Genomic DNA, 20,549 nt, shown 5'->3' on the forward strand with positions numbered 1-20,549 from the left:
GCTATGCCCGCATCACCGATCGCACGGGCGCGACGCTCACCACCGCCAAGGCCGCCAAGGCAGCCGGCGCGCTGACGCTCCGCTTTGCCGACGGCGCGGCGTACGCCGGGTGCTGACCTCCTGCGGCGGGGCGACGCAGCTTGCCAGCAGGACGAGGGCGGCCGGCGCAAGACGCCTCATTGCGGCGCCATCGCCTCCGTGGCGAGCGCGGCGCTGGCAAAGGCGCGCTGCGAGGCGACGTCCCAATAGCGCAGATCCTCGATCGCAATCCGCGCGCCGCTGACGCCGCAGACGACGTGATCGCCCGGCGTCAGCACGCGAAAGCCATTGGCCATATAGTGGATGCGCGCGGCGCGATCGGACTTGGACATCAACATTCTCTAACCTTCCTAGAGCAGCGTCGGCTGGTCTGGCTTTGCGGCCTTTGCCGGCTTTGCGGATTTGGCGGGGGGATAAGAGGCGGCGGCGCTGCCCTCAACCCCGGCGTCCACCGCGCCGTCGGCAAAGCGGAGCGTCAGCGCGCCGGCTGCCTTGGCGGCCTTGGCGGTGGTGAGCGTCGCGCCCGTGCGATCGGTGATGCGGGCATAGCCGCGCGCGAGCGGCGCATCGGGATCGACCGAGGCGAGCAGGCGGCCAAGATCGGCGAGCCGCTGACGTGCGCCATCCAGCCGGCGATCGAGCAAGGCGGGGCGCAGCACCGCGCCGGTGCGGTCGAGCTCGCCGCGCGCGCGCACCACGCGGCGTTCGAGGCCGCGATCGAGCCGGGCGCCGAGATCGTCGATGCGCTGGCGCTGCGGGCCGAGCAGCCGGTCGCGGGTGGGGAGCAGCCGCGCCATCGCGTCGAGTCGCTCGCGCCCGCGCTCGACATAGCGGCGCGCGCAGCGTTCGGTGCGCTGGCCGTGCGCGGCGACCGTCAGGCGCAGGTCGGCGAGGACCGGCACCGCCAGTTCCGCCGCAGCAGTCGGGGTCGGCGCGCGCAGGTCTGCGGCATGGTCGCAGAGCGTGGTATCGGTTTCGTGGCCGACCGCGGAGATGATCGGGATGGTGCAGGCGGCGACGGCGCGCACCACGGCTTCTTCGTTGAAGGCCCACAGATCCTCGATCGAGCCGCCGCCGCGCGCGACGATGACGAGATCGGGGCGCAGGTCCGCTGGCAGCGCGTCGAAGCCGCGCACCGCGGCGGCGACTTCGTTGGCAGCGCCATCGCCCTGCACCTTCACCGGCCAGACGAGGACGTGGCTGGGGCAGCGATCTTCCAGTCGGTGGAGGATGTCGCGGATCACCGCGCCGGTGGGCGAGGTGACAACACCGATGCGGCGCGGCAGGAAGGGGAGCGGCGCGCGCGCCTTGGACTTGGCGAACAGCCCTTCGGCGTCGAAGCGCGCCTTGTTGCGCTCGAGCAGCGCCATCAGCGCGCCCGCGCCGGCAAGCTCCATCCGCTCGATGATGACCTGGTATTTCGAGCGGCCGGGGTAAGTGGTGAGGCGGCCCGTCGCGATCACCTCAATGCCGTCCTCCGGGCGGAAGGCGAGCGCGGACGCCTGCCCCTTCCAGATGACGCCGTCGATCACCGCCGCGTCGTCCTTGAGGCAGAGATAGCAATGGCCCGAGGCGACGCGCTTGTAGCCCGAAATCTCGCCGCGCAGGCGGACGTGGCCGAACTCGCCCTCCACCACGCGCTTCAGCCGGGAGGAGAGTTCGCCCACCGACATGGCGGCGGCGTTGTCCCCGGGGGTCGGGTCCGCTACCAGCCGCGCGGGAACGTCGAAAAAGGGGTCGGGCATGAACGTCCTGCTGATCGGATCGGGCGGGCGCGAGCACGCTCTGGCATGGAAACTCGCGCAATCTCAGCGCATAGATACGCTCTATGCCGCGCCCGGCAACCCCGGCATCGCGCAGCATGCGACGATCCCTGATCTGAACGTGTCGGATCACCGTGCGGTGATCGACTTCATCCGCCGCAACCAGATCGGTCTGGTGGTGGTCGGGCCGGAGCAGCCGCTGGTCGAGGGGCTGGCCGACAATATTCGCGCGATCGGCGTGCCGGTGTTCGGGCCGGGGCGCGAGGCGGCGAAGCTGGAAGGCTCCAAGGGCTTCACCAAGGATCTGTGCGCGCGCGTCGGCATTCCGACAGCCCGCTATTTCCGCGTGACGTCAAAGGATGGCGCGCTGGCGTGCCTCGAAGATTTCGCGGATGGCGATCAACTGCGTTGCGTCATCAAGGCGGATGGGCTGGCGGCCGGCAAGGGTGTCGTCGTGGCGATGACGCGGGCGGAGGCGGAGGGTGCCGTAGCGGCATTGTTCACCGGCGGGCCGGCGGAAGCGGTGATCGAGGAGTTTCTGGAAGGCGAGGAGGCGAGCCTGTTCGTCCTGTCCGACGGGACCAGCATCGCGAGCTTCGGCAGCGCGCAGGATCACAAGCGCGTCGGCGATGGCGACACCGGGCCAAACACCGGCGGGATGGGTGCCTATTCGCCCGCGCATGTGCTGACGGCAGAGCTGGAGGAGCGCGCGCTGGGCGAGATCGTGCGCCCGACGATCGATGCGCTGGCGGCGGCGGGGACGCCCTATGTCGGCGTGCTCTATGCCGGGCTGATGCTGACCGCCGATGGCCCCAAGCTGATCGAATATAACGTCCGCTTCGGCGATCCCGAATGCCAGGTGCTGATGGCACGGTTCGACGGCGATCTGGTCGACACGCTGCTGGCGGTGGCGCAGGGGCGGCTGGCGGACCTGCCGGCGCCGGCGTTCTCCGACGATGTGGCGCTGACGGTGGTGATGGCGGCGAAGGGCTATCCGGGCACGCCGGAGACCGGCGGGCCGATCGGCGGGATCGACGCGGCGGAAGCGGACGGGGCGCTGGTGTTTCAGGCGGGTACGCGCATGGCGGGCGAGCAGCTCGTCGCATCGGGTGGCCGCGTGCTGGCGGTGACGGCGACCGGCGGCGATGTCGCGGCGGCGCAGCGCGCGGCCTATGCGGCGGTGGATGCAATCGATTTCCCGAGCGGGTTCTGCCGGCGCGATATCGGCTGGCGGGCGATCTAGGCGCTGACCTCGCCCGTTTGATCCGCTTCTTATATCGTCGCGCTGTCGGTCGGCCGGTGCGCTTTCTACGTCATGCCGGGCTCGTCCCGGCATCCACGGTTCGGCGTGCGCCACGGCCGTTGGGTTTCGCGGAAGACTGGATGCCGGCACAAGGCCGGCATGACGGCTTTGACGGGTTTGCAGCTGGTGCCCGTTATGCTGGCCTTGAGCTATGTTCCGACGGCGTTTCGGCCTCGATTGTCGCAGATCGCATAAGAAACGGCATCGTTGCGCGCCCGTTGCGGGAACCATGCAGGCCGCCTAAGGCTTGGCGCCTGGCGTAGCGGAGTGTTTCATGCAGCCCACCACGGTGGACAACACAATGACCGGCATCGTGCTGGCGATCATCGCGATCCTGGCGGTGGTGACGATCATCGGCATCATTGCGGGGGCGCGCCGGCGGAATGCACGGCGTGCGGCCGAGCGTGCGGAAGATGCGCGGCTGGCGGAGCGTTCGTCGACCAACCGTCCGTTGCGCGACAGCGACGCGACCGATGTGCCCTCACCGGTGGCCACGGCAGCGCCGACCCCAACACTGACGCCGGCACCGACGCCCGCGCGTGCGCCGGCCGGATCGGCGCCGGCTGCTCAGCCGGCGGTGCCGGTGACTCCCGTGCCCGTCGCGCCGCCACCGCCGCCGCTGACCGAGATGCCGGAGGTGGCGGAGCCAGCGCCGGCCGACGAGGCCGCCCCCCCGCTCGCCGACGAACCGATCGCTGCCGCCGCGCCGCAGGACGCCTCGCCAGCGGCCGAGGCGCAGCCGGCATCGGCGCCGGCGGAGGTCACGGCCGAGCCTGCGCCTGCGCCGGCGCCCGCCGTGGCGCCGGCGCCGAGCGCGCCGGCCGGTCCGCCGCCGGGCGAGGCGCCGGTGACGCAGATCAAGGGGCTTGGGCCCAAGGTGGCGGCGATGCTGGCCGAGCAGGGCATCATCACCGTTGGCGACCTGGCGGCGCTGGACCAGCGCGCGGCCGAGGATCTCGACGCGCGGCTCGGCGCCTTCACCGGCCGCATGGGGCGCGATCGCTGGCTGGAGCAGGCGCAATTGCTCGCCGCCGGCGACATCAAGGGTTTCGAGGCGAAGTTCGGCAAGCTGTGATCGCCGGCATTTAGCGCCGTCGTATCGCGCACGGTTTGTTCCGCGCGCCGCGATCCGCTAAGCGGCGGATCATGCCGCATCTCTACCTTGTCGATGGCTCGAGCTTCATCTTTCGCGCCTATCACGTGCTGCCCAAGCTCACCAACAAACACGGCGAGCCGGCGGGCGCGGTGTACGGCTACACCACCATGCTGTGGAAGCTCGCCAACGACCTGCACAAGGCGGATGGGCCGACGCATCTGGCGGTGATCCTCGACAAGTCCGAGCACACGTTCCGCAACGAATTGTACGACCAGTACAAGGCGCAGCGGCCGCCCGCGCCCGAGGACCTGAAGCCGCAGTTCCCCATGATCCGGGACGCGACGCGCGCTTTTTCGCTGCCGTGCATCGAGGAGCTGGGCTGGGAGGCGGACGACCTGATCGCGTCGTACAGCAAGGCGGCGCTGGCGCAGGGCTGGCAGGTGACGATCGTCTCCTCCGACAAGGACCTGATGCAGCTCTTGACCGAGCCGGGCATCGACATGCTCGACACGATGAAGGACAAGCGCTTCGGCCCGGCCGAGGTGGAGGAGAAGTTCGGCGTGCTGCCCGACAAGCTGGGCGAGGTGCTGGCGCTGATGGGCGACAGCGTCGACAATGTGCCGGGCGTGCCGGGGGTGGGGCCGAAGACCGCGGCGAAGCTGATCCTGGAACATGGCAGCGTGGAGGGCGTGCTGGCCGCCGCGCCCGACATGAAGAAGGGCAAGCTGCGCGAGAATCTGATCGAGCATGCCGAGCAGGCGCGTTTGAGTCGTAAGCTGGTGGAGCTGGCGTGCGACGTGCCCTTGCCGCAGCCGCTCGATGAAATGGCGCTCGACGGGATCCCCGAGGCGCCGCTGCGGGCGTTTCTGGAGCATCACGGGTTCAAGTCGCTGCTCGCCAAGCTGACCGCGGACCAGAACGAAGGCGTCGAGCCGACCCCGGCGGAGCCCACTGGCGTCCCGCAGGAGGAAGATCCGCCGTGCGACTACGACGGCTATGAGACGGTGGTGGACGAGGGCGCGCTCGACCGCTGGATCACGGTGGCGCGGCACCAGGGCTGGGTCGCGATCGATACCGAGACGACCGCCAAGGACCCGATGCTCGCCGAGCTGGTCGGCGTGTCGATGGCGCTGGCGCCCAACCTCGCGGCGTACGTGCCGCTGGGACATGAGGGCGAGGCGGGCGGGGGCGACATGTTCGCCGACCGGCCGGCGCAGCTCGACCGCGACGTGGCGCTCGCCAAGCTGAAGCCGCTGCTGGAGGACCCGGCGGTGCTGAAGATCGGGCACAATCTGAAATACGACATGATCGTGCTGGGGCGGCTGGGCGTGGGTGTCGCGCCGTATGACGACACGATCGTGATGAGTTTCGACCTTGATGCCGGCTTGCACGGGCATGGCATGGACGAGCTGGCGGCGACGCATCTGTCGCACAGCTGTATTGCGTACAAGGACGTGACGGGGACGGGCAAGAAGGCGATCGGCTTCCACCAGGTCGATCTGAAGGCCGCCACCCGCTACGCCGCCGAGGATGCCGACGTGACGCTCAGGCTGTGGCGGCGGTTTCGCGCGCGGCTGCCGGTGGAGCGCGCGACGCGGGTGTACGAGATGGTCGACCGGCCGCTCGTCGCCGTGATCGCGCGGATGGAACGCCACGGGATCAAGGTGGATCGCGCGCGGCTCGCCGGCCTGTCGAGCGAGTTCGCGACTCAAATGGCCGAGCTGGAGGGTGTGATTCACGGGATCGCCGGCGCGCCATTCACGATCGGCAGCCCCAAGCAGCTGGGCGACGTGCTGTTCGAGAAGATGGGGATCAAGGGCGGGCGCAAGGGCAAGAGCGGCGTCTATTCCACCGACGTCAACGAGCTGGAGCGAATTGCCGCCGACAAGGACTCGCCGGGCAAGGAGATTGCCGCGCGCGTGCTCGACTGGCGCCAGCTGTCGAAGCTGAAGTCGACTTACACCGACAGCTTGCAGGAGCAGATCAACCCGGCGACCGGTCGCGTCCACACCAGCTATTCGCTGACCGGCGCGCAGACCGGGCGTTTGTCCTCGACCGACCCGAACTTGCAGAACATCCCGATCCGCACTGAGACGGGGCGGCAGATCCGCGACGCCTTCGTGGCAGAGCCGGGCAATGTCATCCTGGCGGCAGACTATTCGCAGATCGAGCTGCGGCTGGCGGCGCACATGGCCGATGTGCCGGCGCTGAAGGAAGCGTTCGCGCGCGGCGACGACATCCACTCGCTGACGGCGCAGGAGCTGTTCGGCGCGGTCGATCGCGACACGCGCGGGCGGGCCAAGACGATCAACTTCGCGATCCTTTACGGCATCAGCCGCTGGGGACTGGCCGGGCGGCTCGACGTGACGGCGGACGAGGCGCAGGCGATGATCGATCGCTATTTCGAGCGGTTTCCGGGCATCAACCGCTATATCGCCGAGACATTGCAGGCGGTGCGCGAACAGGGCTTCACCGAGACGCTGTTCGGCCGCAAGACGCATTTCTCGCGGATAAAGAGCAAGGTGCAGCACGAGCGGCAGGGCGCCGAGCGCGCGGCGATCAACGCGCCGATCCAGGGGACCAGCGCGGACATCATCAAGCGCGCGATGGTGCGCATGGAGCCGGCGCTGGCCGAAGCCGGGCTGACCGGCACGCGCATGCTGCTGCAGGTGCACGACGAACTGGTGTTCGAGGTGCCCGAGGGCGAGGTCGAGGCGGCGAAGCCCGTGATCGAGCGCGTGATGGCGACCGCCGCGGAGCCGGCGGTGGTGCTGGACGTACCGCTCGCGGTGGAGATCGGCACGGGTGCGAGCTGGGGGGCGGCGCACTAGTGGGTGAGGTTTCGCCTTTCTTGGTACGTCCCCCCGGCCGTGCGCCGGGGGCCAAGGCTCCGCAGGCGCTGCGCTCTGATCCTGTACGCCGGCGTTCGCTGCACGTTGGACCCCGGTGCAAGGCCGGGGTGACGGTAGGTTTTGGGACGAACCGTCCTCGTCATGCCGGGCTTGTCCCGGCATCCACGGTGCCGCGTATTCAACGATTGTGGGGTTCGCGGAGGGCTGGATGCCGGCACAGGGCCGGCATGACGGTGGTGGCTTGGTGACGCTGCGTGGCTGAAACCTCCAAGGACATTGCGCAGCTGGCCAAGGGTGGGCGCACCAACGTCGCGGGATTCATCCTGCGGCTGGCGGCGCGCATCCCGTTCCTGTTCATCGCGGGGCGATTGTACGGGCCGGACCTCGTCGGGCGCTTTGCCATTGCGGTAGTGGTGGTGGAGCTGGCGGCGCTGGTCGCGACGCTGGGGCTGAAGCGCGGGCTGGCGCAGGCGCTGAGCCGTACCGATCGGCCGCATGTGCATGTGGTCGCCGATGCGCTGGTCGTCGCGGCGATCATGTCGCTCGCCGCGAGCGCGGTGCTGTGGTCGCTGCCCGAGATCATGTACCCCAATACGCCGATCGTCGGGCTGGATCGGTGGCTGGGGCTGATCGTGCTCGCCATCGCCTGGTCGGACGTGAGCCTCGCCGCGCTCGCCTATCGGCTGAACGTGAAGGCGGCGGTGACAGCGCGCGCGGTGGTGGAGCCGTGGACGATCTCGATCGCGGCGTGGGTGTTCTCCTTCTTCACCACCCGCGACGGGCTGGTGCTGAGCTATGTCGCATCGATGACGGCGGCGCTGATCGCCTCGATCGTGCCGCTGGTCCGCAGCTATGGCCTGCCGCGCGGCTGGACGCCGCATTTTGCCGACCTCTTCGCGATGATCCGCGACAACATTCCGCTGGCGGGCGCCGACGCGTTCGAATGGGGATCGCGCAACGTCGACCGGTTCATCCTGGGGGTGATGTTCGAACCCAAGATCGTCGGCATCTATTACATGGCGCAGCAGGTCGCGAGCCTGCCGCAGAAGCTGAAGACCTCGTTCGACCCGATCCTGGGGCCGGTGATCACGCAAAGCCTGGCGGCGAACGACCTGCCCGCGATTGCCAACCAGGTGCGGCAGGTGGCGTTCTGGATCATCGCGGCGCAGGGTTGCCTGACGCTGATGGGGTCGATCCCCGGCGAAGCGGTGATGGGAATCGTGGGGCCGCAATTCGTCGCCGGCACCGCGGCGCTCGTGTTCCTGCTGACCGCCGAGGTGCTCGCCTCGCCCGGCGCGGTGTGCGAGACGGCGCTGGTCTATACCGCGCGGCACCGCAACCTGCTGATCTCCGCGATCATGCTGACGTTCCAGATCGGGCTGAGCTTTGCGCTGATCTTCTGGATGCGCGGCCTTGGCCTGCCGGTCGCCTATCAGGCGGCGGGGCCGGCGATCGCGCTGATGGTGAGCCTAGCGCTGACTTCGGTGATCAAGGGCTGGCTGCTGTCGCGCATCCTGTCGGCGCCGGTATCGCCGCTGCGCTGGCCGCTCGTCTGGGCGACGCTCGCCGCGCTGATCGTGGGGGCGGCGTTCACGTCGCTCCCGCCACGATTCGAGTGGGTGGAGATCGTGATCGGCATCCCGGCGATTGCGGGCGTTTACCTGTTCATCCTGTGGCGCTGGGCGTTCGGGCCGGCGGACCGCGCGCTGTTCGGCAAGATGCCATCGGCGGAGGACGCGACGCTGCCCAACGTCGGCGCGCCCGCGCGCTGAGCGTGATGGCGCAAGCGGCAGGGTTGACCGCGCGCGCCGCTTCGCTCTTCTGCCGCCAATCATCAGGCCGGATCGAACCGGCGGCGGCAAGAGGAGGATCATCTGGACACCACCACAACGCCTGGCGTGGCATTGGCGCCGGTGACGGAAGGCGATTGGGAGGGCTGGCTGCGCTGGCCCGGCACCGATCCGTTCGAGGACCATACGGGGCCGTTCTACGCGCGCTATGATGCGAACGGCGCGATCGAGTGCGGCTTTCGCCCCGAGGCGAAGAACCGCAACGGCGGCGGCAACGTGCATGGCGGCGCGCTGCTGACCTTTGCCGATTTCTCGCTGTTCATGATCGCCTCGGCCGCGCTGCCGGAATTTCACGGCGTCACGGCGACGCTGAACGCCGAGTTCGTCGGCGCAGCGCGGCCGGGTCAGCTGCTCACCGCGCGTGGCGAGGTGGTGAAGGCGGGCCGCAGCCTGATCTTCGTGCGCGGCACCATCGACGATGCGGGAGAGGCGGTGATGAGCTTTTCGGGCGTGATCAAGAAGATCACGCGGCGCCCCGCGGGCGATCAGCCTGGCTGACGGCGGGGGAAAATGGTGCTGCCGGTGAGGATTGAACTCACGACCTCAGCCTTACCAAGGATGCGCTCTACCACTGAGCTACGGCAGCACTCGGCCCGCTTGTGGCGGGCGAGGGGGCGCTAGAGACGAGGCGCGGCGGATTGTCAAGCGCTATCGGGCCGGCGATAGGTGGTTTGATGGAGACCAAGGACGAACGCGACGCGCGGCTGGCGGCGGCGCTCAGGGAAAATCTGCGGCGGCGCAAGGCGCAGGCGCGCGAGGTGAAGGATGCGGCGGCAGAAGAGGGGGACGCCACCGACGTGACGTAGCCCGCCGGGCGGTCCGCCGATCCGAGATGTTCAATTCGGCGGCGCCGTGGACCCCGGCACCAGGCCGGGGTGACGAAGCAAGAGTCAGGCGATCGGGGCGCAGCGCTCGATCAGCCAGGCGCGATCCTCGCCCTCCATTTCGGCTGCCAGTGTGCCGGCGACCTGCGCGTGGTAGTTATTGAGCCAGTCGAGCTCGGCCGGGGTCAGCAGCGCGGGTTCGATCAGGTCGCGGTCGATCGGTACCAGCGTCAGCGTTTCAAAGGTGAGCATCACGTCCTCCCCGCCCTCGAAGCTGTGCTCGACGACGAGCAGCAGGTTCTCGATGCGGATGCCGTATTCGCCGGCCTTGTAATAGCCGGGCTCGTTGGAGAGGATCATGCCCGGCAGCAGCGGCTCGGACGGGCCGCTGCCGGGATAGCTCGGCTTGGCGATGCGCGCCGGGCCTTCATGGACCGACAGGTAGCTGCCGACGCCGTGACCGGTGCCGTGGGCGAAATCGAGGCCGGCCTGCCACAGCGGAAGCCGGGCGAGCGCATCGAGCTGCGCGCCGGTCGTGCCACGCGGGAAGGCGGCGGTGGCGAGCGCGATATGCCCCTTCAGCACGCGGGTGAAGCGATCGCGCATTTCGGCGGTGGGCTGGCCGATCGGCACGACGCGGGTCACGTCGGTGGTGCCGTCGTCATACTGGCCGCCCGAATCGATCAGGTAGAGCTGACCGGGCTCGATCGGCAGGCTCGATTCTTCGGTGACGTGGTAGTGCGGGATCGCGCCATGCGGGCCGGTGGCGCTGATCGCGTCGAAGGAGAGGTCCTTGAGGACGCCAGTCGCGCGGCGGAACTCCTCCAGCTTGGCTGCGGCGGACAGCTCGGTCTGGCCGCCTTTGGGCGCCTCGATCGATATCCAGCGCAGGAAGCGGGTGAGCGCGGCGCCGTCACGGATGCTGGCGGCGCGGTGACCGGCCTGCTCGACCGGGTTCTTGGTGGCGCGCGGGATTACGGTGGGATCGCGCAGCGACACCACCGCGCCGCCGCCGGCCTCGATCGCGAGTGGAATGGCGGCGACCGAGAGCGTCGGGTCGACCGCGACGCGCTTGCCGGCGAAGCGGCCGAGCGCCGGGGCGAAATCGCGGCGGTCGTGGATGCGCACGGCATTGCCGAGATGCTGCGCGACGGCGTCGGTCATCTTGTCGGGGGCGACATAGAGGTCGGCGGTGCCGTCTGCGTTCACCACCGCGTAGGAGAGTGCGACGGGGGTGCGCGAGACGTCGCCGCCGCGCACGTTGAGCAGCCAGGCGATCGATTCGAGCGCGGCGAGGACGACGGCATCGGCCTTCTGCTCGGTCAGCCAGTCGGCGACGGCGGCGCGCTTGTCGGCGCTGGAGCGACCGGCGTGCGCATCGTCATGGACGGCGAGCTTCGCATCGGAAGGTTGCGGCTGATCGGGCCAGACGGCGTCGACGGGGTTGGTATCGACCGGGATCAGCGTCGCGTCGATCGCGGCGAGCGCCTTGGCCGCCTCGTCCACCCAGGCGCGGGTGTGCAGCCAGGGATCGTAGCCGATCCGCGCGCCCTGCTTGGCATGGCCGGCGAGCCAGCCCGACACGCTCGTCTCGGGCACGCCGACGAATTGCCAGTCGTCGCCCGACACCTGCTCGCGCACCTGGAGCGTGTAGCGCCCGTCGGTGAAGATCGCGGCCTCCGCCGGCAGCACCGCCGCGGTGCCGGCCGAGCCCTGAAAGCCGGTGAGCCAGGCGAGCCGCTGCGCATAGGCGCCGACGTACTCGCTCATATGCTCGTCGGTGAGCGGCACGACGAAGCCATCGAGCTGTTGCGACGCGAGCTGATCGCGAAGCGCGGCGAGGCGGGCGGTGTGGGTGGACATGGGACTCCTATCGAAACCTGCATTCGTTCGTGCCGAGCCTGTCGCAGCGCGTGTGTCGCACAGCAGCGCGTGTGACACGCCCTTCGACAGGCTCAGGGTGAACGGGTCGCGGTGGGATATGGCAGATGCGCGCGCTTCGTGCCATGCAGCCGCGATGGTCCTTTTTCCCCAGAGCCGCGCATGACGAGCGCGGACGTTCTTATTGTCGGGTCCGGCGCCGCCGGGCTGACCGCGGCGCTGAACCTTGCTGATCGCTTCAAGGTGACGGTGCTCGCCAAGGGGGCGCTGAACGAGGGGTCGACCGCCTGGGCGCAGGGCGGGATCGCCGCGGTGCTGGAGCCGGGCGATACGTTCGACAACCATGTCGAGGACACGATGGTCGCGGGCGCGGGGCTCAACGATCGCGAGATCGTGGAGTTCGTGGTGGAGAATGCGCCCGCCGCAATCGAGCGATTGCAGAAGCTGGGCGTGCCGTTTGCGCAGGAAGGAAATGCGCTGCACCTGACGCGCGAGGGCGGGCATTCGCACCGGCGGATCGTGCATGTCGACGACGCGACCGGCTGGGCGGTGCAGGAGGCGCTGCAGCGCGCGGCGGAGGCGCACCCCAACATCACCTTGGTGCCCGATCAGGTCGCGATCGACCTTGCCACCAGCCGGCACGAGGAACGCTATTCGGGCGCGGGCAACGTGTGGGGCGTCTATGCCGTCGATCGCAAGAGCGAGAAGGTGCATCTCTACACCGCGCGCGCGACGATCCTCGCCACGGGGGGCGCGGGGCGAACGTACCTGTTCTCCACTGCGCCGCGCGGGGCGACGGGCGACGGCATCGCCATGGCGTGGCGCGCGGGGGCGCGCGTCTCCAACATGGAGATGATGCAGTTCCACCCGACCTGCCTCTACAATCTCGAGGTCAAGAATTTCCTGATCACCGAGGCGGTGCGCGGCGAGGGCGGGCGGCTGGTCAACCCGCAGACCGGCAAGCGTTTCATGACCTATTACGATTCGGAGCGGCTGGAGCTGGCGCCGCGCGACGTGGTGGCGCGCGCGATCGACGCGGAGATCAAGCGCTACGGCCTCGATTACGTGCATCTCGACATCAGCCACCAGCCGGCCGATTTCGTGCGCGGGCATTTTCCCAACATCTACGACAAGCTGATCGGGCTGGGCATCGACATGACGACCCAGCCGATCCCGGTGGTGCCGGCGCAGCATTACACCTGCGGCGGGATCATCGTCGATCGCGACGGGCGCACCGACCTGCCGGGGCTGTATGCGGCGGGTGAGTGCACCGAAAGCGGGCTGCACGGCGCCAATCGCCTCGCGTCGAACTCGCTGCTGGAATGTTTCGTGTTCGGCGAGGCGGCGGCGCAGCATATCGCGGCGCATTGGGAGGCACTGCCGCCAGTGCCGCCGATCCGGCCATGGGACGAAAGCCGAGTCACCGACTCCGACGAGGAGGTGGTGATCAAGCAGAACTGGACCGAGATCCGCCGCTTCATGTGGAATTACGTCGGCATCGTGCGCACGACCAAGCGGCTGGAGCGCGCGCAGCACCGCATCAAGATGCTGACCGCGGAGGTGGAGGATTATTACGGCCATTTTCGCGTGACGCCGGACCTGATCGAGCTGCGAAACCTGCTGCAGACCGCGGACCTGATCGTGCGATCGGCGCTGCATCGGCATGAAAGCCGCGGGCTGCATTATACGCTCGACTGGCCCGAGACGCTTGAAACACCGCTGGATACCGTACTGGTTCCTTGAGGCTGCTCCACTAGTCGCGCTTCAGGCGCAGTTCATCGCAGCGCTGGTAAGTCCCCGTTTTCAATGAGGGATTTTGGGATAGCCTGTTTCGCGACGAACGCTCGGGGGCACAGCGTAACGATGATCGGACGGTTCATTGCTGGCGCGGCGCTGCTTTCGCTGAGCGGATGCGGGATCGACGAGCGCCCCTCGCACGTGGCGACCCGGACGCCGCAGGCCGCCCCCGCCTATGTGGTGGCGATCCCGGTGCCCAAGCCCAAGCCGCTGCCGGTTAATCGCGCGCCGCGCGCGATGACGGCCTCGATCACCCAGTTGGTGCGCGAATTCCCGGGCATTGCCGGCGTGGCGGTGCGCGCGGTGGACGAGGGATGGACGGTGGAGGCCGGCGGGCGCCGCCCGTTGCCGCAGCAGAGCGTCAGTAAGCTTTGGGTCGCGATGACCGTGCTCGACCAGCGCGATTCGGGACGGTTGCGGCTGGACGATGCGGTGAGCCTGACGCCTGCGGACCTGACGCTGTTCCACCAGCCGAGCGCGGTGCTGGTGAAGAATGGCGTGTGGAACACGACGGTCAGCGATCTGCTGTTCCGCGCGCTGACGCAAAGCGACAATACCGCCAACGACCGGCTGCTGACCTTGGTGGGCGGGCCGCAGGCGGTGCGATCGTTCATCGAGCGCAAGCAGCTGGGCGACATCCGCTTCGGCCCAGGCGAGCGATTGTTGCAGGCCGGGACGGCCGGGCTGACGTGGGATCAGTCAATGAGCGTCGGCAACACCTTTGCGGTGATGCGCGCGCGGCTCGATCCGGGCGTGCGCGCGGCGGCGCTGCAGCGCTATATCGACAATCCGCCCGATGGCGCCGCACCGCTGGCGATTGCGGACGCGCTGTCGCGTCTGGCGCGCGGCGAGCTATTGTCCGAAACTTCGACGCGGCTGTTGATCTCCACGATGGAATCGAGCCGCACCGGGCGCGCGCGACTGAAGGCGGGGATCTCGCCGGGCTGGACGCTGGCGCACAAGACCGGGACGGGGCAGGAGCTGGGCCGGCGCAATGCGGGGTTCAACGACGTCGGCCTGCTGACCTCGCCCGACGGGCGCCGCTATGCCGTGGCGGTGATGATCGGCGATACCGAGCGGCCGATGCGCGAGCGCCAGCAGCTTATCCAAGCGGTGGCGGCGACCGTTACCGGCTATCGCGGGCCGACGATCGCCGCGGTCGAGGACGAGGCGCCCGAAAGCTGATCCCGATCGGTTGACGCGATGGCGCGCGGCTCGCAAGGCGCTGGCCATGCGCTTCTTTTCCGATAACGCCGCCCCCGTACACCCCGCCGTGCTGGCCGCGATGGCGGAGGCCGACGTGCTCGACACCGCTTACGATGGCGATCGCTGGTCGGGGATGCTCGACGCGCGGCTGTCGGCGCTGTTTGAGACGGAGGTGGAGGTGCTGTGGGTGCCCACCGGCACCGCCGCGAACTGCCTGGCGCTTGCCGCGCTGTGCCCGCCGCATGGCGCGGTGCTGTGCCACCACGATGCGCACATCCAGAATGACGAAGGCGGCGCGCCCGAATTCTATACCCATGGCGCGAAGCTGCTGCTGGCGGACGGCGAGGGCGCGAAGCTGACGCCCGACACGCTGCGCGCGTTGCTGTCGACCATCCGGGTCGCGGTGCATCAGGTGCAGCCGCACGCCATCTCGATCACCAATGCGACCGAATATGGGCTGACCTATCGGCCCGACGAAGTGGCGGCGATCGGGGCGCTGGCGGCCGAGCGCGGGCTGGCGCTGCACATGGATGGCGCGCGCTTCGCCAATGCGCTGGTCCATGCCGATTGTTCGCCCGCCGACATGACGTGGCGCGCGGGCGTGACGGCGCTGAGCTTCGGATTCGTCAAGAACGGCGGGATGGGCGCGGAGGCCCTGGTGTTCTTCAAGCGCGGGCTGGTGGAGGCGAGCCGTTATCGCAGGAAGCGCGCCGGGCTGCTGTTTTCCAAGGGGCGGTATCTGGCGGCGCAGATTTTGGCGCTGCTGGAGGAGGACCGCTGGCTGGCGAATGCGCGCAATGCCAATGCGGGTGCGGCGCTGATCGCGGCGGCGGCGGGCGAGCGGCTGGTGCATCCGGTCGAGGCGAACGAGGTGTTCCTGCGCGTGTCCGCGGAGGAAGCGGCGGCGCTCAGGGACAAGGGTTTCGATTTCTACGATTGGGGGCCGGGCGAGGCGCGGCTGGTAGTGTCGTGGAACCAGCGGGCCGAGGATATCGAGCCGCTGGCGGCGGCGATTGCGGCGTTAAGGTGATGCTTGCCTATCACCTGACGTCATGCGGAGCTCGTTCCGGCATTGAGGGTTGGGCTTGATCCGCAGCCAATGCGTATGCGGACGAGTGGATGCCGGGACGAGCCCGGCATGACGGCGCGTTTGTGGAAGGCGTTGGCGGCGCTGAACGAGCCGATCGGTTTGTCCTGAGCTTGTCGGAGGGCGTGTGCTTGGCGCCCGTGCGTTGACAGGCTCGGCCCGAACGGCGGAACGTTGAAGGTGTTGCAGTAGCAACCGCTCGAAATCCGCACTAGGCGCGCAGCATGACCGATGCGCCGCCGCCGCAATCCACCCGCGCCCATGTGCTGATCCCGTTCGCGATCGTCACGCTGATTTGGGGATCGACGTGGCTGGTGATCCGCGATCAGTTGGGCGTGGTGCCGCCATCGTGGTCGGTCAGCTATCGCTTCCTCGTCGCCGGGGTCGCGCTGTTTCTCTGGGCGGCGGTGCGGCGCGAGCCGGGGCGGATCGACGCGCGCGGGTTCGGCTTTGCAGCGGCGCTGGGGCTGGCGCAGTTCGTGATGAACTTCAACTTCGTTTATCGCGCGGAGCAATTCATCACATCGGGACTGGTGGCGGTGACCTTTGCGCTGCTGCTGATCCCCAATTCGCTGTTCGCGCGCATCTTTCTGGGGCAGCGGCTGGGGCGGCAGTTGGTGCTTGGCTCGGCAGTAGCGATGGCCGGCGTGGCGCTCTTGTTCCTGCATGAGGTGCGCAGCGACCCGCACGGGCCGGCAACCGCGCTGACCGGCATCGGCCTGACGCTCTGCGCGATCCTGTCGGCGTCGAGCGCGAACGTGATGCAGGGGACGCAGACGGCGCGGCGCTATCCGATGCTGCGCACCACCGCGATCGCCATGCTGATGGGGGCGGCCTTCGATGCCGCCTGGGCGTGGTTCACCGTGGGACCGCCGGTGATGGAGTGGCGGATCGGCTATGTCGCGGGGATCCTGTACCTCGGGCTGGCAGCGTCGGCGCTCGCCTTTCCGCTGTATTTCGGCGTCATCCGCATCATTGGGCCTGCGAAGTCGGCCTATTCCAGCGTCATCGTGCCGGTGATCGCGATGGCGCTGTCGACCGCGTTCGAGGGCTACCGCTGGTCGCCGCTCGCGGCGGGGGGCGCGGCGCTGGCGGCGGTGGGGCTGGTCATCGCGCTCACCGCGCGCAGGCCCAACCGATAGTCGGGATAATGCGGCTGCCAGCCGAGCACCCGCTTCGCCTTGCCGTTCGCGACGCGGCGGTTCTCGGCATAAAAGGCGCGCGCGGCGGGGGAGAGAGTATCGAGCGGCACGATCGGCGGTAGCGGCAGGCCGAGCATGGCGGCGGCGCGCTCGATCACCCGGTCCTGGCTGCACGGCAGGTCGTCGGACAGGTTGTACGCACCCGCCGGCGCGGTGAAGCCGGCGACGACGCCGCTGGCGATGTCGGCGACATGGACGCGGCTGAACACCTGATCGGCGAGCCCGGTGCGGTGCGCCTTGCCCGACGCGACGCGATCGAGCGGCGAGCGGCCGGGGCCGTAGATGCCCGGCAGGCGGAACACGCGCGCGCCCAGCGCCAGCCAGGCGGCGTCGGCGGCGTTGCGGTTCGCGCGGCGGCCGCGGATCGGCGCGCTCTCGTCGACCCAGGCGCCGCCAGCATCGCCATAGACGCCGGTGGAGGAGAGGTAGCCGAGCCACCGGCCGTCCAGCGCGTCGGCGTAGCGGGCAAGCACCGGATCGTCGTCGCCGTCGGGCGGGACGGAGGACAGGACGTGGGTCGACGCGGCAAGGCCGGCGCGCACCGCCGCATCGTCGTCGAAGCGGATCGTGCCGGCGCGGCCGTCACGCGTGGTGGCGAGAAGCGGCCAGCCGCTTTCGTCGGCGATTGCGCTGGCGGCATAGCCCAGGCCGAAGATGAACAGGCGGCTCATCGCGCGAGCGTCGGCCTGACCATCGTGGCGCCGGGCACGTTGTCTTTCTTCCACTGCATGGCCATCCGAACGCGCGTTCTGCCCGAAGGGTGATCGAAGAACAGCAATTCCTCGACGGGGCCGGGCTCTAGCTTGCGATATTCGGACAGGCGGATCGCGACGGAGGCGAAGCCGTCGGGCGCGCGGGCGGCGTCCAGGCCGAAGCGATCGGCCTGGCTTTCCTCCCAGCGCGTCACGCTGCTGATATAGGGGGTGGCGAGCGCCCCCAGCACGCTGGCGATCGCGAGCAGCAGCGGCGCGCCGGCGGGGTCGGCCACGTCCCGCACGCCCCAGCGCGGGTGGCGCGCGATCAAGCGCGGCGCGAGAGCGGCGATCACGGCAAAGACGATCAGCACGCCGAGGCCGAACCAGAACAGCAGCCACCAGATGTGGTTCAGGACGTAATGCCCCATTTCGTGCCCCATCACCGCGGCGACCTCGTCGGGCGAGGTGCGGTTCAGGAGATTGTCGTTGAGCGCGATGCGGATCGTCGGGCCGAGCCCGGCGACATTGGCGGAGATCCGCTTCGTCTGGCGCGAGGCGTCACTGACGTAGATGTGCTCGGCCGGGATGTCGTGCGCCGCGGCCATCGCCACGATCCGGTCGCGCAGCGGGCCGGCGGGCATTTCGGTGTAGCGGTTGAACATCGGCTCGATGAACACCGGGCCGAGCAGGAGCCCGAGTGTGAGAAAGCCGATCACCACCGCTGTTCCCACTGCCCACCAGCGGCAGGGAAAGCGGCGGATGACGGCGTAGATCGCGGTGAACAACAGCGCGTTCACCACCAGCGAGACGCCCAGCAGCTTGAGCTGGTCGACGAGCCAGGCGCCAAACGTCTGGCTCATCAGGTCGTATTGCGCTTCGCGCACAAAGCCGGTGTAGATGCTCCACGGCAGGAACAGCAGAAAGGTGACGAGGCTGAACAGCACGCCGTAGAGGCCGGGGACGAGCCAGGTACGCTTCACGCGTCGCGCGGCCAGATCGCGCAGCCGCGCCGACACGCCGCTGGCGAGCAGCGCGCCATAGACCAGCACGGCGACCACCGCATTCCACAGGATCAGCCAATAGCCGCCCTCGAAATAGGCGTCCGATTTGGCGCGCGCCGGCCCTTGCAGCAGATCGAGGTAGGCGCGGGTCGCAGCATTGATATCGAAGCCGGGGTTCAGCCCCTGCGCCGCCGCCATCGTCGGCACCAGCGCTGCCGCCAGCAGCGCTGCGCCCAAGACCTTCCTCATCCCTGTTCCCCCGGTTACGGGGCAGTCGGCCCCTTGAACAACGTGCCGAAATAATCGCCCTTGTTCCAGACCGGACGTGAGGGCGCATCGCCGATCTCGCGCGCGATGCGATAGTTCACGTCGACGAAGCGCACGCCCTGTTCCCACAGGATCGGCTGCGACAGATCGTCGGAGGGCTTGTGATAGTTGGTGGAGAGGAAATGCTCGACCGCGGCCTTGCCCGGCCCTTTCTGACCCGGCCACAGGAAGACCGAGGGCACGCCCTTTTGCACGAAGCGGAAATGGTCTGAGCGCACGAAAATGCCCTCGTCGGGGATCGGATCGGGCGACAGCGCGACGCCGGCGCCCTCCACCGCGCTGCGGATGATCGGGCCGAGGGTGGAGCGGTCGCCGCCGAATGCGACCATGTCCTCGAACGGATAGGTGAGGATCGGCATGTCGAGATTGACGTCGGCGACGATCGACTCCGCTGTTACCGTCGGGTGGTTGGCGAAATAATCGCTGCCGACGAGGCCCTTTTCCTCCGCCGTGACGGCGAGGAACATGATGGTGCGCTTGGCCGGCCCTTCCTTCCCGAACCGCTTCGCCTCCTCGATCAGGCTGGCGATGCCGATGGCGTTGTCGAGCGCGCCATTGTTGATCTTGTCCTCGCCCTTGCCGCTGATGCCGATGTGATCGAGGTGGGCCGAGAGGACGACCACCTCGCGTGCGAGCGCCGGATCGCTGCCCGGAAGCAGGCCGACGACGTTGGACGAGCGCGCCTTGTCGAATTTGGTCTTGGTGGCGACGGCCAGCGTGACGGGCAGCGCCTCCGGCTTGAAGGCCGCGTCTGCCTTGTCCGCCTCGCGCGAGACCTTGGCCCAGGGCGTGCGCGCGCCGGCGAACAGCTTTGCCGCGCCGGTGAGGCTGAGCGTTGCAAGCGTGGGGGCGCCGCCTTCGTCGACGTGGCCGGTGCCGTCCGCCTCGGCCCAGGCCATGCGGACATGGTCGTTGGCGTCGACCAGCCGCGCGAACGGGCGCAGCTTGTCCGATCGCGAAGTGACGAGCGCGATCGCGCCTACCGCGCCGTGGTCGGCCGCGACCTGCGCCTTGGTGGAGGCCGAGCCGAGCCAGGCGCGCTCCTCGCCGGTCATCTTCGATGGCGAGCCGCTGACAAAGGCGACGATCTTACCCTTCACGTCGACCCCGGCGTAATCGTCGCGGCCATATTGCGGGGCGACGATGCCGTAGCCGACGAAGACGACGGGTGCGGCGACACTGGTTTCCTTCGCGCGCGAATTGGCCGAGGGGATGTAATCGGTGCCAAAGGCGAGCGCGGTCTGGCCGGCGGCGGCGGTGAGGGTGAGCGTGCCCTCGCCATCGGGCTTGTACGCGACGAGCGGCACGTTCTGCAGATAGCCGACGTCCTCGCCCTGCTTGTCGCCGCCCGGCTTCAGCCCGGCGGCGTAGAATTGCGCGGCGACATATTGCGCGGCGATGTCATATTCCGGGCTGCCCGCCTCGCGCCCGCGCATCGCATCCGACGCGAGGAACATGACGTGCGATTTGATCGCGGTTGCTTCGCGCGAGAGCGGTGCGGCGTTTGCCGGCGCGGCTGCGGCGGTACCTTGTGGGGCAGCGGTTTGTGCAACGACGGGGAGGGCGGCGGACGACAGGCAGAGGGCGAGAAACAAACGACGCATAGACGCTTCCAGAAAGCCATGC

General features: G+C 68.8%; 16 protein-coding genes and 1 tRNA gene. 10 read left to right on the plus strand and 7 right to left on the minus strand.

The genetic code is table 11. The annotated features are described in order from the left end of the window. Window positions 1–176: 176 nt before the first annotated feature. Both SPDO_RS15350 and xseA read right to left on the minus strand, forming a co-directional pair. The gene (locus SPDO_RS15350) at window positions 177–377 is read right to left on the minus strand and encodes a DUF2093 domain-containing protein (RefSeq protein WP_088368408.1); all 201 of its coding nucleotides are present in this window, start codon (window positions 375–377) and stop codon (window positions 177–179) included. 12 nt (window positions 378–389) lie between these two features. Beyond that, entirely contained in the window at window positions 390–1,784 is a 1,395-nt protein-coding gene (xseA, locus tag SPDO_RS15355; protein WP_088368409.1) for an exodeoxyribonuclease VII large subunit, read from the minus strand. Here xseA and purD point away from each other — a divergent pair. The 5 genes from purD (at window position 1,783) to SPDO_RS15380 (ending at window position 9,401) form a co-directional block, all read left to right on the plus strand. Beyond that, entirely contained in the window at window positions 1,783–3,045 is a 1,263-nt protein-coding gene (purD, locus tag SPDO_RS15360) for a phosphoribosylamine--glycine ligase (RefSeq protein WP_088368410.1), read from the plus strand. The two genes, xseA and purD, sit on opposite strands and share 2 nt — an antisense overlap. Before the next feature lie 334 nt (window positions 3,046–3,379). Further along, window positions 3,380–4,180, plus strand: a complete 801-nt coding sequence (locus SPDO_RS15365; protein ID WP_088368411.1) for a hypothetical protein — start codon at window positions 3,380–3,382, stop codon at window positions 4,178–4,180. Window positions 4,181–4,251: 71 nt separating this feature from the next. Continuing rightward, on the plus strand, window positions 4,252–7,032 hold the full coding sequence (gene polA / locus SPDO_RS15370) for a DNA polymerase I (RefSeq protein ID WP_088368412.1): 2,781 nt from the start codon (window positions 4,252–4,254) through the stop codon (window positions 7,030–7,032). A gap of 275 nt (window positions 7,033–7,307) precedes the next feature. Continuing rightward, the gene (locus SPDO_RS15375; RefSeq protein WP_088368413.1) at window positions 7,308–8,825 is read left to right on the plus strand and encodes a lipopolysaccharide biosynthesis protein; all 1,518 of its coding nucleotides are present in this window, start codon (window positions 7,308–7,310) and stop codon (window positions 8,823–8,825) included. 126 nt (window positions 8,826–8,951) lie between these two features. After that, window positions 8,952–9,401 carry a PaaI family thioesterase gene (locus SPDO_RS15380; protein WP_211280107.1) on the plus strand — a complete coding sequence of 150 codons (450 nt, stop codon included), beginning with the start codon at window positions 8,952–8,954 and terminating at the stop codon, window positions 9,399–9,401. A gap of 13 nt (window positions 9,402–9,414) precedes the next feature. Here the strand turns inward: SPDO_RS15380 and SPDO_RS15385 are convergent. After that, window positions 9,415–9,489: transfer RNA gene (locus SPDO_RS15385), tRNA-Thr, on the minus strand. 88 nt (window positions 9,490–9,577) lie between these two features. On the opposite strand from SPDO_RS15385, the gene SPDO_RS17285 reads away from it, so the two are divergent. Then, window positions 9,578–9,709, plus strand: coding sequence for a hypothetical protein (locus SPDO_RS17285; RefSeq protein ID WP_281252608.1), 132 nt, complete (start codon window positions 9,578–9,580; stop codon window positions 9,707–9,709). Between the two features lie 84 nt (window positions 9,710–9,793). Here SPDO_RS17285 and SPDO_RS15390 read toward each other — a convergent pair whose 3' ends face one another. Continuing rightward, a complete protein-coding gene (locus tag SPDO_RS15390) occupies window positions 9,794–11,590 on the minus strand; it encodes an aminopeptidase P family protein (protein WP_088368415.1) in 1,797 nt (598 codons plus the stop codon). Between the two features lie 180 nt (window positions 11,591–11,770). On the opposite strand from SPDO_RS15390, the gene nadB reads away from it, so the two are divergent. From nadB to SPDO_RS15410, 4 genes are all read left to right on the plus strand, one after another. Next, on the plus strand, window positions 11,771–13,351 hold the full coding sequence (gene nadB, locus SPDO_RS15395; protein WP_088368416.1) for an L-aspartate oxidase: 1,581 nt from the start codon (window positions 11,771–11,773) through the stop codon (window positions 13,349–13,351). Window positions 13,352–13,471: 120 nt separating this feature from the next. Then, window positions 13,472–14,590: a serine hydrolase gene (locus SPDO_RS15400; RefSeq protein ID WP_088368417.1), complete on the plus strand. Its 1,119-nt coding sequence runs from the start codon at window positions 13,472–13,474 to the stop codon at window positions 14,588–14,590. A gap of 46 nt (window positions 14,591–14,636) precedes the next feature. Further along, entirely contained in the window at window positions 14,637–15,641 is a 1,005-nt protein-coding gene (locus tag SPDO_RS15405; RefSeq protein ID WP_088368446.1) for a threonine aldolase family protein, read from the plus strand. 281 nt (window positions 15,642–15,922) lie between these two features. Beyond that, entirely contained in the window at window positions 15,923–16,840 is a 918-nt protein-coding gene (locus SPDO_RS15410) for a DMT family transporter (protein ID WP_088368418.1), read from the plus strand. Here SPDO_RS15410 and SPDO_RS15415 read toward each other — a convergent pair. Genes SPDO_RS15415 through SPDO_RS15425 form a run of 3 tightly spaced genes read right to left on the minus strand, consistent with a single transcriptional unit; the run spans window position 16,750 to window position 20,527 of the window. Further along, complete coding sequence (locus tag SPDO_RS15415; RefSeq protein WP_088368419.1) at window positions 16,750–17,571, minus strand: Rossmann-fold NAD(P)-binding domain-containing protein; 822 nt, start codon at window positions 17,569–17,571, stop codon at window positions 16,750–16,752. The two genes, SPDO_RS15410 and SPDO_RS15415, sit on opposite strands and share 91 nt — an antisense overlap. Continuing rightward, entirely contained in the window at window positions 17,568–18,845 is a 1,278-nt protein-coding gene (locus SPDO_RS15420) for a M48 family metallopeptidase (RefSeq protein WP_088368420.1), read from the minus strand. The genes SPDO_RS15415 and SPDO_RS15420 overlap by 4 nt, the downstream gene beginning before the upstream one ends. Window positions 18,846–18,859: 14 nt before the next feature. Further along, window positions 18,860–20,527: a M28 family metallopeptidase gene (locus SPDO_RS15425; protein WP_088368421.1), complete on the minus strand. Its 1,668-nt coding sequence runs from the start codon at window positions 20,525–20,527 to the stop codon at window positions 18,860–18,862. Window positions 20,528–20,549 lie beyond the last annotated feature (22 nt).

The organism is Sphingomonas dokdonensis, assembly GCF_002197685.1.
Classification (GTDB): Bacteria; Pseudomonadota; Alphaproteobacteria; order Sphingomonadales; family Sphingomonadaceae; genus Sphingomonas; species Sphingomonas dokdonensis.